The sequence below is a fragment of the Bartonella tribocorum genome (genome assembly GCF_002777915.1).
In the GTDB taxonomy this organism is placed as follows: Bacteria; Pseudomonadota; Alphaproteobacteria; order Rhizobiales; family Rhizobiaceae; genus Bartonella; species Bartonella tribocorum_A.
Genome location: NZ_NJGE01000017.1, coordinates 17,263 through 35,471, shown reverse-complemented (window position 1 = coordinate 35,471; position 18,209 = coordinate 17,263). Strand labels below are relative to the sequence as shown.

General features: G+C 37.1%; 11 protein-coding genes. 4 read left to right on the top strand and 7 right to left on the bottom strand.

Features of this window, described 5'->3' with window-relative positions:
- Position 1 precedes the first annotated feature (1 nt).
- The 6 genes from CER18_RS07190 to CER18_RS07165 all read right to left on the bottom strand — a co-directional run bounded on the left by CER18_RS07190 (position 2) and on the right by CER18_RS07165 (position 11,650).
- Positions 2–1,030, bottom strand: coding sequence for a zinc-binding dehydrogenase (locus CER18_RS07190; RefSeq protein ID WP_100129354.1), 1,029 nt, complete (start codon positions 1,028–1,030; stop codon positions 2–4).
- Positions 1,031–1,097: 67 nt separating this feature from the next.
- Complete coding sequence (locus CER18_RS07185; protein WP_100129353.1) at positions 1,098–2,372, bottom strand: beta-ketoacyl-ACP synthase; 1,275 nt, start codon at positions 2,370–2,372, stop codon at positions 1,098–1,100.
- Positions 2,373–2,387: 15 nt separating this feature from the next.
- Positions 2,388–3,563 carry a beta-ketoacyl-ACP synthase gene (locus CER18_RS07180; protein WP_100129352.1) on the bottom strand — a complete coding sequence of 392 codons (1,176 nt, stop codon included), beginning with the start codon at positions 3,561–3,563 and terminating at the stop codon, positions 2,388–2,390.
- Between the two features lie 10 nt (positions 3,564–3,573).
- Positions 3,574–3,858 (bottom strand): acyl carrier protein, encoded by a 285-nt coding sequence (locus tag CER18_RS07175; RefSeq protein WP_100129351.1) that lies wholly within the window; start codon positions 3,856–3,858, stop codon positions 3,574–3,576.
- 192 nt (positions 3,859–4,050) lie between these two features.
- Positions 4,051–6,369 (bottom strand): NADP-dependent malic enzyme, encoded by a 2,319-nt coding sequence (locus CER18_RS07170; protein ID WP_100129364.1) that lies wholly within the window; start codon positions 6,367–6,369, stop codon positions 4,051–4,053.
- A 721-nt stretch (positions 6,370–7,090) separates the two neighbouring features.
- A complete protein-coding gene (locus CER18_RS07165) occupies positions 7,091–11,650 on the bottom strand; it encodes a hypothetical protein (protein ID WP_100129350.1) in 4,560 nt (1,519 codons plus the stop codon).
- Positions 11,651–12,312: 662 nt separating this feature from the next.
- Here CER18_RS07165 and hfq point away from each other — a divergent pair.
- The 4 genes from hfq to CER18_RS07145 all read left to right on the top strand — a co-directional run bounded on the left by hfq (position 12,313) and on the right by CER18_RS07145 (position 17,143).
- A complete protein-coding gene (hfq, locus tag CER18_RS07160; protein WP_005773461.1) occupies positions 12,313–12,552 on the top strand; it encodes an RNA chaperone Hfq in 240 nt (79 codons plus the stop codon).
- A gap of 54 nt (positions 12,553–12,606) precedes the next feature.
- Positions 12,607–13,950 carry a GTPase HflX gene (hflX, locus tag CER18_RS07155; protein WP_100129349.1) on the top strand — a complete coding sequence of 448 codons (1,344 nt, stop codon included), beginning with the start codon at positions 12,607–12,609 and terminating at the stop codon, positions 13,948–13,950.
- Between the two features lie 144 nt (positions 13,951–14,094).
- Entirely contained in the window at positions 14,095–15,921 is a 1,827-nt protein-coding gene (locus tag CER18_RS07150; RefSeq protein ID WP_100129348.1) for a hypothetical protein, read from the top strand.
- Positions 15,922–16,051: 130 nt separating this feature from the next.
- Positions 16,052–17,143 carry a COX15/CtaA family protein gene (locus tag CER18_RS07145; protein WP_100129347.1) on the top strand — a complete coding sequence of 364 codons (1,092 nt, stop codon included), beginning with the start codon at positions 16,052–16,054 and terminating at the stop codon, positions 17,141–17,143.
- 22 nt (positions 17,144–17,165) lie between these two features.
- Here CER18_RS07145 and argC read toward each other — a convergent pair whose 3' ends face one another.
- On the bottom strand, positions 17,166–18,098 hold the full coding sequence (gene argC, locus CER18_RS07140) for an N-acetyl-gamma-glutamyl-phosphate reductase (RefSeq protein WP_100129346.1): 933 nt from the start codon (positions 18,096–18,098) through the stop codon (positions 17,166–17,168).
- Positions 18,099–18,209: the final 111 nt, after the last annotated feature.

Below are 18,209 nucleotides of genomic sequence, written 5' to 3'. Positions count from 1 at the left end.
TTTAATTAATTTTAAGAATAATTTTACCAAAAACATCACGGCTTTCCATTCGTTTTAAAGCTGTATCCATTTCATCAAGTCCAACGATTGTATCAATGACAGGGTGTACAGCTTTTTGTGCCATTTTTTGCATGGCATTTTTCATATTTTCCATACGGCAGCCAAAAGAACCAAATATCTTAAGTTGTTGCTGGAATAATTGCATGAGATTTATGGATGCTGAAACACCAGAGGTAGAACCGCAAGTCACTAAGCGTGCTCCTTTTTTCATACACAACAAAGAACCGTTCCATGTATCGACACCAACATGCTCAAAAACAATGTCAACACCTTTTTTTTGCGTTAATTTACGCACCACACCTTCAAAACGATCTTTACGATAATTAATCACATGATCTGCTCCAAGGGATTGTGCTTTTGCAATTTTTTCATCTGAACCTACCGTTGTGATAACAGTACATCCCATATGTTTTGCAAGTTGAATGGCTGCAGAGCCAATACCGGAACCACCTGCTTGTATCAGAATCGTTTCTCCTGCTTGTAGTTTTGCGTTATCGAAAAGCATATGTTCTACGGTACCAAAAGTAATGGGAGCAACAGCGGCTTGGAATTCATCACATTGGGGAGGGGCTGGAACCAATAAACGTGCAGGCAAATTGACAAGCTCACAAGCAAAACCATCAAGATGAAAACCATGGACTCCCTTTACATCTGTGCAAAGATTATCCCGTCCTTCATGACAAGCTTGGCATACTCCGCAGGTTTGTGCACCATAAATTGAGACGATTTGTCCAAGGTGTAAATTTTTAACATGGCTTCCCAATTGCGTAATTTCACCGGAAGCTTCGGCACCAATGATAAGGGGCATTTTTCTTTTCGCGAAAGCCATCCCACGCCAGCCCCATACATCAATATGATTAAGAGCAACAGCTTTTATTCGTACTGTTACCTCATTGGGAAGTGGAGATGGTGGTGGTGCAATATTGGTAATTTCAAGTTGGCGTTCATTTAGCAATTGTAGTGCACGCATTATTATTCCCCTTCAATGATAATTGCTATTGCTTTAGTACGATTAACTTTGGTCAGTATGAAAAAAATTATCCTTTATAGGCTGTGATAACAAGACTTGTATTTTGACCACCAAATCCAAATGAGTTTGACAAAACCGCATTGACATCGGCTTTACGGCTATGATGAGGAACAACATCTAATGGAATCGTAGGATCAGGATTATCGTAATTTATTGTAGGTGGAAGTATCCCCGATTGAATGGTCAAAAGCGAAAAAACAGCTTCTATGGCACCAGCAGCAGTTAAGGTATGTCCAATCATTGATTTATTAGAAGAAACTGGAATATGCTCTAGAATGTCACCGAAAACTGTTGATAACGCAAGATATTCCATTTTTTCATTTTCAGGTGTAGAGGTTCCGTGAGCATTAATATAGTCAATTTCATGGATGGTTATTTGTGCATCGTTTAAGGCTTTGCGAACGGATCCAATTGCTGGTGATGCATCGGGTTTTGAACGTGTACGGTGAAAATCATCAGCTGTTTCTCCACAGCCCGCTAAAATTCCTAAAATTGTAGCATTACGGTTTAATGCGCTTTGAAGAGATTCAAGGACAAGAGCGCCTGAACCTTCTGCCATAACAAAGCCATCTCGATCACGGCTGAAGGGTTTTGCTGCTTTTTCTGCAGGTTCATTTTGAGTGGAAAGAGCAGATAATAATGAAAAGCGAATGAGAGATTCTGCTGAAACTGATCCATCTGTCGCAATGGTGAGAGCGCGATCTGTTTCTCCTCGTCGAATAGATTCAACGCCTAATTGAATTGCTGTTGCACCAGATGCACAAGCCGTGGAAAGTGTAACGGGAAGTCCTTTTGTGCCAAATGTTTTTTGCAGTTTTTCTGCAATTGCACCAAATTGTGTGGTTTCAAAAAGCGCCTCATGGAGTTTATGCTCACAAATTTTAAGAAGATGGGCATAAGAAGGTTCATTATTAAATCCTTCCTCTTGATCAAGGCTAAAACGTGCTTGCCATTCAAGTTCAACAGGGGGAGCCGCTAGAAAGAGTGGTCCATTAAAATTTGTTTTATCAAGAGCAGCTTGCTCTAAAGCTTCCTCAGCAGAAAGATGCGCAAGCTTTTCAGAAAGAGCCGAAGCACCAAGCGTACTTTCTTTGAGAAAATCAATTGTTCCAGCAATATATGTATTTAATCCCTCAACGGGAAAACGCGTTATTTTGTGGATTCCGCTTATACCGCTTGTTAATTTTTGCCAATTTTCATGTTTTCCTTGTCCTAGTGATGTGACAACGCCTGCCCCAGTTATTGCTACAAGTGGACGCCCAAAATGGTCATGATATTTCACGATAGAAATTCCCCTTCAAACAGCAGTAAGACGTACGATACCTTCAGATCTTTTTATACCAATCGTTGTAACAAATATTTCATGTACTTCTTTAGAAAAAGATTTTTCATGAGAACTTAACGCTGGAAAACAGTGTTTTTTTTCAATCGAAAGTGCTGCAAGAGCAAGAGCTAAAGGAAGTTGTGCTTCTCGCATATAACCAAATAATGTTGTAATACCACGGTAAGATAGATTAGCATCATCAAGAGCATTTTGTTCTGCTTTTGTTGCTTCGTGAGCACCTGAGGCTGCTGAAATGGCTAAGGAATCTTTAACGCCTACCGTTTTCAACATTGTTGCAATTGATTCCTTAAGCGGCGTTTTGGTTCTATCTATTTGGTCTGTAATAATTTGGCTAATTTCAGCATAAGCACGTGCGTTACGTTTTTTTGCATGTTCTCCACTTTCAAGAACAAGAAAAATACCGCCAGAACCAGTGATAATACCACCACCAGGATGAATTTCACGATTCCACACAGCGCTCCACCCATTATGAGTTAAAAGCCCCCCAAGCTCATGAGCCAGCAACATATCATAACTTTGTGCATTATAGGAACCTCCTACAAGAGCATGGGTACTTTGTCCTGATTTAATACGGGCTACAGCAATTTGAAGGGCAGAAAGTCCACTGCCTTCCTCTCCCATAAATGTGCGAGATGACCCTGTGACTTTATGAACAATTGAAATGTTTCCTGCCAGAAGATTTGAAAGTTGTGCCAGAAATAATGTCGGACGAAGTTCAGTTGAAAGCGCAACATTTAACATAGAAGCATGATCGGTGACTGTGCGCGCTTTGGAAAGAATCTGTGTATCAACAGCAATATCACGCTCTCCTCCACTTGCTGCTACGATCATGTCCATTGTTGACGTGAATTGTTCATTGTTTTTCATGCCAGCATCATCAAGAGCAAGACCCGCCGCATAGGTACCAAGACGTTGCCATGTTCCCATTTGCCGTTGATCGCTTTTTTTCGCGATTTGTAAACTCCAATCAATTTCAGGCAAATTATGAACTGTGTAGGGTGGAAAAGTTGTACAATCTAGGTTTGGTGTACAGATTGGATCATTTAAAAGATTCCAATGTTGATCAGTTCCTTCCCCCAGAGAGCTTATGAGGCCTATACCAGTGATGAATACAGATTGATCATGCATAGTGAAAAAATTACTCCGCCTTTTTTAAGGCAACGAGATCATCAATTTTTGCACAAAGGTTTTTAAGAACAAAGTATTCTTCTGTAGCAACTGTACCTTCATTGACTTCTTGTGTCCATTGTTCTAGGGGAACTTTTATTCCAAAAGCTTTGTCAATAGCGAAAACAATATCAAGAAAATCAAGACTGTCGATTCCCAAATCATCAATTGTATGACTTTCAGGCGTGATGGTACTGCGATCAATTTCACTGATTTCTGCAATAATATCAGCAACTTTATCAAACGTGGAAGGCAATGTACGGATTCCTTATTATAGCATTAGTAAATAGTAAATTTAAAATAGACTTTTATCCTTCTAGCCTTTTTTCTCTTTAAAAAAAAGCCTTAATCCAGAATATAACTGTCTTTTCTATAGAGCAAAGAGCTTTAAAGTACGTGAAATAATACACTTCAATATTTAAGAAAAATTTGAAGTTTTATGACATGTTTATTTTACGAGACTATTTTTTCTATTTGCAGCAAGGACGGCAAGGGCGGTTATATTAACAATGCCTCGTGAAGTTACTGAAGGCGTTAGGATATGGGCGGGACGTGCTGCCCCTATTAAGATAGGACCAACATGGAGTGCATTTGTAAGGCTTTTAACTGTGTTGAGCGTGATGTTGGCTGAATCAAGTGTTGGAAAGACAAGCAAATTCGCTTCACTTTTAAGACGAGAATCAGGAAAAACACGATCACGAAAAGCTTTGGAAAGGGCTGCATCACCATGCATTTCGCCATCTGCTTCTAAATGAGGGTGTTCTTTGGCAAGAATTTCTGTTGCACGGCGCATTTTACGTGCACTTTCTGTGTTTTTAGAACCAAAGTTTGAGTGCGATAACAAGGCTGCTTTGGGTGTTATTCCAAATGCTTCAACTTCTTGAGCAGCCAATACAGTCATTTCAGCGATTTCTTCTGCAGAAGGGTTTTCATTAACGTAAGTATCTGTGAGAAAAAGAGTACGCTGTTGAGAGATAAGCAAACTCATAGCAGAAAAACGGTGGACATGAGGATCAAGTCCGATAATTTGTTCAATCAATTCAAGTTGACGTTCAAAACGTCCTTCTAAGCCGCAAATCATCGCATCTGCTTCTTCACGCATGACGGCAAGGGCAGCAATAGCCGTTGTTGATGTTCTCACTATTGTTTTTGCCATTTCAGGCGTAACGCCACGTCTTCCTGTATAATGAAAAAATAAATTAACATAATCACGAAAACGTGGATCATCTTCAGGATTTGTTAATTCAAAATCTATATTAGGGCGAATTTTCAAACCAAAGCGTTTTAATCTTGCTTCTATGACCTGTGGACGGCCGATAAGGAGAGGTGTTGCTGTTTGTTCTTCAATGACAACTTGCGCTGCACGAAGGACGCGTTCATCTTCACCATTGGCATAGATGACACGTTTACGTTTTGCTGTTTTTGCAGCAGCAAAAACAGGCTTCATTGTTAGACCTGAAAGAAAGACAAATCGATTGAGGATATCATGGTAGGCTTCCATATTTTCAATGGGACGAAGTGCGACTCCCGTTGCCATTGCTGCTTTAGCAACAGCGGGAGCAATACGTAGTATTAAACGTGGATCAAAAGGAGAGGGGATTAGATAGTCTGGTCCAAAATTAGGTGGTTCTTTTGAGTATGCACGTGCTACAACATCTGAAGTTTCTTCACGCGCAAGGGCAGCAATTGCATGAACAGCAGCCATTTTCATTTCTTCATTAATTGCAGTAGCGCCTACATCTAATGCACCACGGAAGATATAGGGAAAACAAAGGACATTATTAACCTGATTGGGATAATCAGAGCGTCCTGTGCAGATCATTGCATCGGGCCGTATAGAGTGTGCTTTTTCAGGCATAATTTCTGGTACGGGATTAGCCAGCGCTAAAATTAATGGATTTTCAGCCATTTTTTTAAGATATTCAGGCTTTAAAACACCACCCGCAGATAGGCCTAGAAAAATATCTGCATCCTCAATAATATCGGATAAAGTTCGTGCGTCAGTTTTTTGTGCATAATTGATTTTCCAACGATCCATAAGGGTCTTGCGACCATCATAAACAACGCCTTCTAAGTCGCTAAGCCAAATATTTTCAACTTTTGCTCCAAGACGGACCAAAAGATTAAGACAAGCTAGAGCGGCAGCGCCTGCACCTGAGGTAACTATTTTTGCTTTTTCAATTTTTTTTCCTGAAAGATTTAAGGCATTTAATACAGCCGCTGAAACAATAATGGCCGTTCCATGTTGGTCATCATGAAAAACTGGAATATTCATCTTAGTGCGCAGCTTTTCCTCAATTTCAAAACATTCAGGAGCCTTAATGTCTTCAAGATTAATACCACCAAATGTAGGTTCTAGGCTCGATACCGTCTGTACCATTTGTTCTATATCGGATGCATGAATTTCAATATCAAAAACATCAATATTCGCAAATTTTTTGAATAAAACGGCCTTGCCTTCCATAACTGGCTTTGAAGCGAGTGGGCCAATATTTCCTAGACCAAGTACAGCTGTTCCATTGGATATAACAGCAACTAAATTAGAACGAGACGTATATTGAGCAGCAAGATTGGGATCTTCATGAATTGCAAGACATGGTGCTGCAACGCCTGGGGAATAAGCAAGAGCTAAATCACGTTGATTATCAAGAGGTTTTGTTGCTTGTACTTCCAATTTTCCAGGCTTGGGGTGTTGGTGATAAAAAAGTGCAGCACTGTCAAGTTCAGCTATTGGTGAACTGAAATTATTATTTTGTTCTCTAGACATTTTTATGATATCCAAGTTAGTATGTGTTTATATTGAGTGTTCCATCTACAATAAGGTTTTGTTCACTAATAAATCCTCATTTCTCTGAATATCAAAACGCATGAGAAAATTCTTCTAGATTATAAAACCAGTTTGATGTTTCTTTTCATTTGTGCGCATGAATAAATTTTATTGATAACAGCACGCTTGTTTTTCTTTCCTTAATAAAACGCGTAAAAATTGATTAATCTACAAACAAATAAAATATCTAATAATGATTACATTACCAAGCCATTATTCTTTTTGCAATGCTTACAAAATAAGGAAAGAATAAAAGAGCTTTTATTGTGCAATTGATATATGAAGTTCATATATTCCGTATAACGCATTACTTTATGATTTACGTATTGCAAGAAAGAGTAATATGTGGATAAAAAAAACTTTAAGAAAGGAATAGAGATATTTCTTATGAGCTGTTTTAACAAAAAGCACGAAAAACTTTGAAAGTTAGCAAATAAAAGTAATATTACCGATTTTGTGCCTTTATAAAGCTATGAAGAATAAAAAGAAGTAAAAAATATTCTTTTTTTGATTATCGCTTAGGCTATCAAAAAAACGTATGCCAATTATCAGTCTTTAAAGTACAAAGCTTTAAGTTTATTGCAAAGCACTCTATGATAAGAAATTAAAACAACGGGAGGGAGAAAAAGTGGAAAAATGTTTTCTCCACTTCTCTTATTGCTTATTGGATTCGTCCACTTGCATGAGCAAGCATGGTATAAACTTTTCCTGTATCTGATATCAGGTATTTGCGAACTGAGTTGGAAGAACTAGAGCTGCGCGATATATCACGTAAGAGCTTTTCGAAATCCGCAACATATTGATTCACTGAACGTTTAAACTCAAAATCGCTCATGTATTTTTTCTTAATCATTTCAAATATTGTTTTTCCATTCAAGGTATAAAGGTGTTCTGTTACAATGTTTTTTTGTCCACGTTGATAATGATCCCATAGCTCAACAATGGCATTGTGATTAATAGCTTGCACTATACCCGATGCTAATGCGTTAAGAGAACTGTTTGCAGAGCGTGGTTTGGTTTGCACAGGTGTTAAAACAACATTATTTGGGGTTTCATCATAAAATGTTTCATCACGTGAGGCTCTTTCTAAGAGATTCGATACCCATTTATTGGGTCTTTTTTTGCTTTGATCTTGTTGCAAAACAGGTTTAGGGGGGATGATCTTTTTAATGGACTCAGAAGAATTCTCACTTCTTTTATTAAGCATTGATGATGTAGGAAATTCCGATATTAAGTGTTCTTTTGCCCCCTTTTGATCATTTTGTATAACACTGACGAGATCTTTTAATGCTGTAATTTGTTCATTCAAAGCCGTACGAATTGTTTGCGTTGTTTCTTTTGTTTTTTCTGGAAGCTTTTTAGCATTTTCATGAATGTCATTATTAATCTTTGAAAGCTCTAAACGAACTTCATCCGCGGAGCGACGTATATCTTCTGCTGCTCCTGAAAAACGCGTTGAGGCTTCACTAATAAGCCTATTAAGCGATTGTTGGAATGAATCTGTGGCATTACGTGCATTCTTATCAGAGCGTTCAAGGGCTAAGTTAAAGATTTTTTCATAATGCTCAATCATTTCATTAATTTCATGAGACTTTAAAACAAGAGCATCGCTCAATACAGAAAGCGTATTATGTTTCTCTTCAAGTGTTGCATTCAGTGAATTTTCAGACTGTTCAAGAACGTGAATCGTTTGGGAAAGTATTTTTGCATGTTCACCAAAACTACTCGTTATATGATTAATTTGTTCAAAGGTATTTTTTGAGAGCCCTTGCAGAATTTCAACATTATTATTGAGTGCTTGATTTGAGGCTGATAAACACTCTGTGACTTGGTTCGTGTTGCGGAAAAAATTGTTCGTCGTCTCATTAAGTTGACCGTCAATATTTTGAACAGCCGATAATAAAACATTATTGTTTTCCTGGAAGTTGTAAATTGATTGATTCAATTGTTTCAAGATGGATGAGACATTATTAACAAGCTCTTCTTTCATAGCCGTTACTGTTTGAAGTGTTTCAGAGTTCGCTTTGTTCAAGCTATTCACTAAAGATTCATTATATGCGTAAATTCTTTGTTCAGCATCTTGTGTGGAGAGACAGAGTTGTTCACCAATATGCTGCGTTAAAGAATCAATTGATTCTGTTGTACTTTGCGCTGCTTGATTTAAGTGATTTGTCAGCTCTGTTATTTTTCCAACATGTTCTGAAATTTGTGTTGCTGTCTGATTCTTTGCGTTTTCCAGACGGCTTGTTACATCAGAGAGCTGATATCCTAAATTGTTTTTAAGATTTTGCATAGAGTGATGAAGAACATCACAACGTTCATTAAGAACTTGCTCTATTGCTGTTGTTGATGTGTGAATTGTTTCATTTAATAATGCTTGCGCGTTATGACTGGCTGTTGTGAAAGCTTCGACAGTATGCGCTGTTTGTTCAGATAGAACGGACAGAACCTTTTCACTGGTATCGTAAACTGTTTTCTTAACGTTTGATACAATGCGGTTGCCTGATTCTGCGAGAATATTTTCAGCTTGTGCGGTAACATTCGTAACAGATGAGAGAATTTGTTCACCCGTAGAAGAAAGAATATTAGAAGCTTTTATAACCTTATTATGCAGATTATCTGTAACTGTATTAACAGAATCTTCTAAGCTAACACGCATATTGTCAACACTGCTTTCCAGCGCTTGTTGAATTATCTGACTTTGCTCATTATTAAGCATGAGAGACGTTTTTAATGTGTCAGAACGTTCCTCAATAACAGATGTTTGCATATCGATGGCTTCACAGACTTGGCTAAATTTTTCAGATAATGTTTCCTCTAGCGTTGTCGTCCGTTCAAAAATTTTGTGTGCACGATCTTCTAAATTTGTATCGAATGATTCCATACGCGTTTCAAGGGTTTCAAAGAAAACACCACTCGATTGAGAGAGAGTATTTTTTAGAATTTCGGCATGGCTTTCAAGGTTTTTTATATGATCTTGAACTGTTTCAGTAATGTTTTTATTATTGGCAATAATTGCATTCTCAACTAAATCTATTTGTTGTTTCAATGCAACATCGACACGTATATCACTTTTTGCGATGAGATTATGGATTGTCTCCATGCGTTGCTCGAGTGTGCGTGCTTGATCAGCAAGAACTTCATTAAGAGAAAAACTATTAATTGCCAAAGAGTCACGCAGAGCATCGGCACGGATATCAATATTTCTCGCTTGTGCTTCTAAAGCATCTTGTGTTGTATTGCAGCTTTGTACAATGACTTCTTGTAGTTTATCAGTGCATTGAATAATATTTGCAATATGATTTTCAGCTTGTTTATCAACGACTTGAGCATTGTCAGTCAAAACTTTTTCAATATGAGAAGTATTTTGAGTGAAGACATCAATCTGATTTCTTAATGCATCAGCGATTTTATTCTTCTCGTTATCGAGCATGTCTGCCATGAGAGCTCGTTGATCAGAAAGTTGTAATTTAAAATCTTGTGAACGTTCCTGTATAATATCAATAATGGCATTGTCGACATGTTGAATTTCTTCTCTCAGATTTTCTTTGCTTTTATCAATTGCAGAAAGAATAGATTCACGTCCATTTGTAAATGCATGAGTAATGTCTGCTGTTTTTTCTTGAAGGTCTTCATTTATTTTCAAGACATGAGCTTCCAAGAAGTTACCAAGTTTTTCAGCATTATTCTCTAAAGCTTGACTGCGTTCTATAAAGGAATCAATAATGGAGTCACTGTGTTCTTTAAGAGAAAGATCAACAGTTGCTAAACGTTGTTCAAAGGCTCCAATTGCTTGCGAGGTTACATGATCAAATTTAGAAGAGAGTTTATGGGCTTGGTCGTCAAGCTTTAAGATCTTTTCATCAAAATTCTGTAGAGATTGCTTATTGCGATCAATAAGAGCTTTATCTAAGGCTTTGAACTTTTCATCGACAGCGTGCAAAGTTTGATCTGTTACTGTTTGTATATGTGTTGCAATTTTAGCAGCATGCGCTTCTGCTTTTACTGCTGTTTCATTAAAAGTTTTTTCTATTTGTCTCTCATTATGATCATATCGTTTTGCAAAACCATCAAAGTTTTTTCCTAATTCATCGAAAAATTCTGTGTTTTTCTGCTGAATTTGTGTTGTTGTTTCATTAAATTTTGAAACAAGCTGATTTGTTACACCATCACCGGCATGGGAAAGTTTTTCAACAAGGTCTTCACCTTGCTTTTGTAAAGTTTGAGAAAGGGTTTGTGCAAGCTTTTCAACATTGGTTACGATTTTAGAGGTAACCAAGCCAAATTCATCACTCAGTTGTTCTTGGGTTCCTTTAATCGTTGATTGTACGCGATCGGCGTGATTCAAAATGGCTATGCGTTCATTACTCAATTCTTTGATGAGTGTATGAATACGTGATTCATTTTCAGCATAGGCTTGTTCTAGGTTGTGAACTTCACCTTGTATGATTGCTTCAAGTTCAACAGCACGTCCAAGTGTCCGTTCAATACCCTCGTTCATTGCCGCTACTTCTTCACGAATGGTTTGCCCTATAGCAATAGCTTGTTTTTCAGATAATTGTTGTGGTTCACTAAGGCGTTGAGCAGCATTTGTCATAAGAAGGGCAATATTATGTAGTTCGTTTGAACGTTTTGTTAATTGAGCAACACCCCAAGATATAAGGATAGGAATTGCTGTTCCGGCCGCTACAACGAGCCCTGTCGGGGATGTCACAAAAGTGCTGATATTGGATAAGGAGCCCAGTCCGGTAGGGGCGAGTTTATGCGCAATAAAAGCTCCCCCTGTTGCCCATAAAGCACTAAGCGCTGTTGTATACCAGTAGATTCGAGAGGAAGAACGCTGTTTAAAGAGTCCAAAATTTACAGGGGTTGTTATATCATCATTTGCAGGCAGAAGCTTTGTCGACAACAATGTATTGTGAACCGTTCCCCCTGAAACATCAGGTGAAGGTTTTGGAGCAAAAATCTGTTCAACAACGGATTTGTCAATGACTGCGTCATCATTAATATTAGAGACAAAAGTTGAAGAACCATTTTCAGCAAAAAATTCTTCTTCAGCCATTGCAATTTTTTGAATCAAATCATCAACATTAACAATATTTTCAGAATTATTGGATTCTATTGTCTCAAATGCTGTGTCATCGAAATCAAAGTTCATCGCTTTTGTGAGGGCTTCTTCAACTTCAACTTCAAATGTTTGCAATTTGGTTCTGCGTGCCATACTCGCCTCGTACTCTTACAGACCGAAAAAGGGATACGTCCTCTTCCACATAATCTCCGCATACTAGCTGTTAATTATTTAGAAAGGAATATGCTGAGGAAAAAATTTTAAAAACTTATCAAAATAAAGTTAACGCGGTATCTTACACTCTGTTTAAAAATGTTATAAAATATAATAAAAACAAATTATTATTTGGTTTTAATTAAAAACAAAAATACTGTTCACAACTTGTGCTTATAAAAAGCTTTATCGGCCTCTTTTCTTTGAGATAAGGACAATTTAATGGCACTTATATATATTGATTATATATTGATATAAAAAAACAATGCGGTGCGAATGATTTTTTGAATATCGACCATAAATGTTGTGGTCTGTTTACTTTTATTGATTCTAAAAGAAGGGACTTCGACCTCTTGTATAGGTTTGGAAGGTATAAAAATCTGGCAACTGTAAGTTTATAAAAAAGTAAACATGGAAAATTTTTGAATTTAATGATAGATTTTTATAAGCTGCATTTTGATTTTTGTCTTAAAGAGCAGTTTTTTCTCTAATTTCAGTTGTTTGTTGCTAAAATTTGAAGCTTCTACATTGACAATTGAATATTTTTCAGTCGATATGCATGCACGAATATTTTATGCAATCGAGATGAAGGTGTAAGAATAATGGCAGAGCGATCACAACACCTGCAAGACGTGTTTTTAAATACGGTGCGTAAGCAAAAAATTTCCCTTACAATTTTTCTTGTTAATGGCGTTAAACTGACAGGTATTGTAACTTCATTTGATAATTTTTGTGTCCTTTTGCGCCGAGATGGACACGCGCAATTGGTTTATAAGCATGCTATTTCTACGATTATGCCTGGACAGCCTGTACAGATGTTTGAAGGAGAAAGTCCTGAGTAAACACATCATTTTAAGATAAACCTCTTATCCCATTTTAAAAGTACTTAGATTGCTATGATAAATGAAAATGAGAGATTAGAAGGGGTGTTTTCGCAAAACATAAAACAGGTACGCGCACTTGTTTTGATACCGATCTTTCAAGAGAATAGAAATGAAAACTCTCTAAGAGAGTGCTCTATATCTTCCCGCGTTCAAGAGGCATTGGGGTTAGCACGTGCTATAAGGCTAGAAGTTGTTAATTATGAAACAATTAACATTTTAACACCTCGTCCTGCAACTCTCTTTGGAAAAGGTAAAGTAGATGCGCTTACCGATTATATCGATGAATATTCTATTGAGCTTGCGATTATAGATCACTTTTTAACGCCAGTACAGCAGCGTAATTTAGAAAAATTATGGAATTGTAAAGTTATCGATAGAACGGCTTTGATTCTTGAAATTTTTGGTGATCGTGCACGAACAAAAGAAGGGGTTTTGCAAGTAGAATTAGCGCATTTATCCTATCAAAAAGGGCGTCTTGTTCGGAGTTGGACGCACTTGGAAAGGCAACGGGGTGGGCGAGGCTTCCTAGGTGGACCTGGTGAAACGCAAATTGAAGCAGACAGGCGTCTTTTGCAAGAGAAAATTATTCGTATTCGCCGCGAATTAGAAACAGTTATTAAAACACGTGCACTTCATAGAGCGAAAAGAAAAAAAACATCTTATCCTGTTGTTGCCCTGGTAGGATATACAAATACAGGAAAATCAACTCTTTTTAATCGTTTAAGTGGTGCTAATGTTTTAGCAAAGAATATGTTATTTGCGACGCTTGATCCGACTTTGCGCAAAGTTGTTCTTCCCCATGGAAAAACTATTCTTTTGTCTGATACTGTAGGTTTTATCTCTAATTTACCAACAAATTTGATTGCAGCTTTTAGAGCAACTCTTGAAGAAGTGGTTGAAGCGGATCTTATTCTTCATGTCAGAGATATGTTAGATCTTGATCATCGAACCCATGCCCAAGATGTTTTAGAAGTGCTTTCAAGTCTTGATATCGATATTGACGATACAGAGCATATTATAGAAGTTTGGAATAAGATTGACATGTTAGATGAGCAAGCATTGAATGTTTTACAAACGAGCGCAAAGTCACGGTTAAATCCTGCGCTCATAGTATCAGCCCTTAATGGGGATGGAGTCGATCAATTATTAAAAACCATTGAAAAGCGCATTTTTGGAGAGGTGCAAAGCATTGAATATCTTTTAAAACCTCATGAAATGTCACTGATTGATTGGTTTTATGAAAACTCTGCGGAAATAAAGCAGGAGGGGCATGATGATGGCTCTGTTACCATTAGAGCTGTTCTTACTTCTGAAGCAAAAAAACAATTAGAGAACATTAAAAAAAATATGCATTAAGTCTTTAAAAGCTATTGTTGAACTTTTTTGCTCAAATTTTATGTTTTTGTTATTTCAAAATAATATGACAGCAAGTTAAGAGGATAGTTACTACTTTCTCTTAATAAAACAATATGAAGAAGTATTTTGCTGGTTAAAATAAAGATGAGTCTTAAATGTAATAAAAGACTGTTCATATGTACAGTATGGCGAAACATTTTAATTGTTTTGCTGTTACAAATGCTGTCTATCTCTTTGATTTGGTTTTATTATTTTATTCAGCCCCGTGGTTACCAAGCAACTTTAGTATTTTCATTATCTGATTCTGTAGGAAAGCCATTACCGTCTGAAAAACAAGACAACATTATCGCCTTTTTGTTTTCACAGCCTGTATTTTTAGATGATTCGAATTTTTCTTTAAATACTTCTTATAAGAAAAAAAAACAGGAAAATATTCGTTTATCGCGTCATGGTGATCTTATCCATCTTACTTTTGAAGCTGAGACAGGTGAAGCCGCTCAACGGGGGGTGGAAACTTGGTTTTCTGCATTTTCACAAGTAATCATAAAACAGAAACAGTCTTTATTAAATGAGAAATTAGAAGATAAACAATATGATAATACTGCGATCGTTAATATCATGCAGGGATTTCGTGCCTCTGTTGATTCTTTTATTCAGCATGGTGTAAAACAAACAGAGCTTCATGATCTTTCAATGCAATTAACGCAAGCAACTTTAAAGCGTATTCATTTAACAAGTTTGAATTCAACGATTAATATGATGCGTGAAAATGGGCAGTCTTTGCTGTCTTTATCGTTTATTGCGGACAATTCAGCCATTGTAGCTCTGGAATCTAAACGTGATCTCTTAGAAACACAAAGAGCACATATGGCGGCACAATTGGGGTGGACTCATCCTCAAATTAAGGCAATGACTGCGGAATTAGAGGCGGTTTCTCAGCAATTAAAAAATAAAATTTTACAGATCGTTTATCAAGTCCATTCTGATGAGATTATTGCAACAGAGTTGGAAAAGCAGCTCAAAAAAAGGGTGAGCTTTTTTGTAAAAGATCAATCCCAATCTTTAAATCAAATATTTAACGAGTTTGAAAATAAAATAAAGGTAGAGATCGATGCACAAAATAAAGCGATGGGTAAGTTTGCTCGAGGGAGAGAAAAAATTACTGGTTCATATCGGGGATTGAATGATGATTCTCTTCTCTTGCAAAATACAAAGATCCACGTGGTTGTGCCAACAACGTTAGTGCCAATTTCTTTTATCGCTCTTTATGGAAAAAATATTCTTGTGAGTGCATTGGCAAGCTTCCTTACTCTTTTGCTTGGAATAGTGTTATTTTATCCATGCTTTAAAAGCAAAAAAGATCAACTCTCAGAAGAGGATTTGAGATCAAAAGAAAATGTTTTCAAGAAAAATGAGAGTATTTTAGTCTCTCAAGAAATGAAAAATCTTGAAGCTTTTATTACGATAGAGGGATTATCTGATGTTTTGAAATGGCGTGCCTCGAGCGTTATTTCAATCATTGGACCAGAAGCAGCGCGGACAGCGGCAAAGCTTTCACTTCATCTTATAAAAGAGAACAAAACAATTTTGTTGGTCGATATCTCTGGCCAACAAATAGAGAAAGTTATTGGTCCACATCGGGGACTGAGTGATATTTTAACCGGCAATGCTCAGTTACATGATGTTATTTACCGTGATTATGATACAGGGGTTGATATTCTTCCTCAAGGGTTAACGAGCGCTGTTTCTGCACAAGATTTTTCAGATAATATTTCTCATATATTACAAGAATTTAAAAAAGAGTATGATTTTATCATTTTAGAGATGGCTAGCGAACCTAAATATGGATTTGAGCAATTTGCAGAACTAACAGACTATTATATTTGTCATACTGTTCTTAATAAACAGGATTGGATGATGCGGATGGTCAGTAGCTTTCCAAAGATTGTTTATCGCGTTGTTGCATTATAAACTTCGTAAACAAGAAATATGTATCGTGTATTCTCGCGGTATGCTTGTTTTTTGCTAAAGTTATAGTACATACTTAAAATACGAAGATTTTATGTTTAAATTTTAAAATGCATTGCAGTTGGAGAGAAGCGTGGGGCAATCAGAGATAGCAGTAAAAAGATTAAACGATAACTTTTTAACACCTGTGCAAAAGAGAAATCGAAAGCAAATTCAGGTATGGCTTTATTCTATTTTATTGCTTTGCTTAGCAATTGTTTTGGTAGGGGGAGCAACCCGTTTGACGGGATCAGGATTATCGATAACGGAATGGAAGCCAATTCATGGCGTTATTCCACCGATCGGTGAGGAGCAATGGCAAGAGGAATTTTTAAAATATCAACAGATCACACAGTATAAGCTGCTTAATCGTGATATGACTTTAAGTGCTTTTAAGGTCATTTTTTGGTGGGAATGGGCGCACCGTGTTCTGGGGCGTCTTGTTGGTCTTGTCGCTTTATTTGGATTAATTTGGTTTTGGGCGACAAAGCGTATTGAAAAAAATATTTTACTCTCGCTTATTGTTGTGCCGATCCTTATCGCCTTTCAAGGCTTTATTGGTTGGTGGATGGTTGCCTCAGGAATTGGACAAAGTAATCTAACAAGTGTGAGCCAATATCGTTTGGCATTTCATCTTATAACAGCGTGTTTTGTTATTATTTTTGTTACTTATTTATCTCGAGGACTTGCAGAGTATTCAGAAAAACCAGCCAATCAAAAGGTGCAATATTTTGCGGCTTGGATCGTTGTTTTCGTTTTGATAGAAATTTATCTGGGGGCTTTGGTTGCAGGGCTTCATGCTGGAAAAGTCTATAATACATGGCCCCTTATGGATGGTCAGATTATTCCTGATGGATTGTTGCAGCAACGTCCTATTTGGCTCAATTTATTCGAAAATCCCTTAACGGTTCAATTTATTCATCGGTTTTTTGCTTATTTTCTATTGATCATCTCGGCTCTTCATGCTTTCTATGTACAAAAGAGTGTTCCACATTCAACTCACTCTCGTCGGGCATTTCTTATCTGCTTTATGATCATTATCCAAGCACTTTTAGGTATCTTGACACTGTTACATGAGGTTCCGATAAGTTTAGGGCTCATTCATCAAAGTATGGCATTAGCCGTGTTATGTTTTGCAGTTGCGCACTGGCGAGCAACAAAAGGGGCATATCGCGTTGTTGAGTAAACAGGTTGTATCTAGATAACGTTTAATTGGCTGAAAGCATTAAATCAAGGTTTTGGATAGCAGCAGCTGATGCGCCTTTTCCTAAATTATCGAATAGGGCAAAGAGATTAAAAATTCCTTCGCGATCATTTCCAAATACGAACAGTTTCATACCATCTTTATGGGCAAAACATTCTGGATTTAGTCTTTGAAGGGAAGCCGTTTCATCTTGTGATGCAACTGAAATGATGTTTTGTCCATCGTAATGGTTTGCAAGAATTTCGCGCAAGTCAGAACAGTTTGCTGATTTTGTGAATAGACGACGGTGCAGTGGAAGATTCACAATCATTCCCTGAGGGAAACGACCAACACTGGGGATAAAAAGTGGCGTTTGGTTAATTTGTCCATGAAGTTTAATTTCTGGCACATGTTTGTGTTCAAGATTAAGTCCATAGATAAAATAATTTTCCTGAATATTTTCTTGAGATTGATTTTCCATTTGTGTAATCAATTGCTTCCCACCACCGGTATAGCCGGAGGTTGCCTGAATCGAAATGGGATAATTGGCGTCTAGCAATCCCGCTTCGCGAAGTGGGCGAATTAAGCTTATGGCACCAGTAGGATAACATCCAGGATTAGATACATAATGGGCTGCTTGAATGCGTTTTTTTTGGCCTGCTGTCATTTCTGGAAAACCGTAGACCCAGTTTGGTGCAATACGGTGAGCTGTTGAGCTATCAATAACCCGAATGTTTTTATTTTTTTTTAGCCAATGAACGGTTTCGCGTGCTGCATCATCTGGAAGACATAAAATAGCTATATCGGTTTGATTAAGATAATCTTGCCGCAGATAAACATTATGACGATCCTCATGAGCAAGAGAGAGAAGTTTTAAATCTGTACGTTTTTCTAAGCGTTTTTGTATTTGTAGTCCGGTTGTGCCGTGTTCACCATCAATAAAAACTTTGGTTACCATTCTTAAACGCCCTATCTTAATTTTCTCTACGATATCTAGCTTTTCTCATTATAAATCATTACCAACTTAAATCATAATCATTAACTTATTGAATTTCTTTAGATTATAAAT

What these genes read in the sequence shown, in the direction of transcription:
- CER18_RS07190 (WP_100129354.1), bottom strand. Translation starts at nt 1,030, where the DNA reads ATGCGTGCACTACAATTGCTAAATGAACGCCAACTTGAAATTACCAAT.
- CER18_RS07180 (WP_100129352.1), bottom strand. Translation starts at nt 3,563, where the DNA reads ATGCATGATCAATCTGTATTCATCACTGGTATAGGCCTCATAAGCTCT.
- CER18_RS07170 (WP_100129364.1), bottom strand. Translation starts at nt 6,369, where the DNA reads ATGTCTAGAGAACAAAATAATAATTTCAGTTCACCAATAGCTGAACTT.
- CER18_RS07165 (WP_100129350.1), bottom strand. Translation starts at nt 11,650, where the DNA reads ATGGCACGCAGAACCAAATTGCAAACATTTGAAGTTGAAGTTGAAGAA.
- hfq (WP_005773461.1), top strand. Translation starts at nt 12,313, where the DNA reads ATGGCAGAGCGATCACAACACCTGCAAGACGTGTTTTTAAATACGGTG.
- hflX (WP_100129349.1), top strand. Translation starts at nt 12,607, where the DNA reads ATGATAAATGAAAATGAGAGATTAGAAGGGGTGTTTTCGCAAAACATA.
- CER18_RS07150 (WP_100129348.1), top strand. Translation starts at nt 14,095, where the DNA reads ATGAGTCTTAAATGTAATAAAAGACTGTTCATATGTACAGTATGGCGA.
- argC (WP_100129346.1), bottom strand. Translation starts at nt 18,098, where the DNA reads ATGGTAACCAAAGTTTTTATTGATGGTGAACACGGCACAACCGGACTA.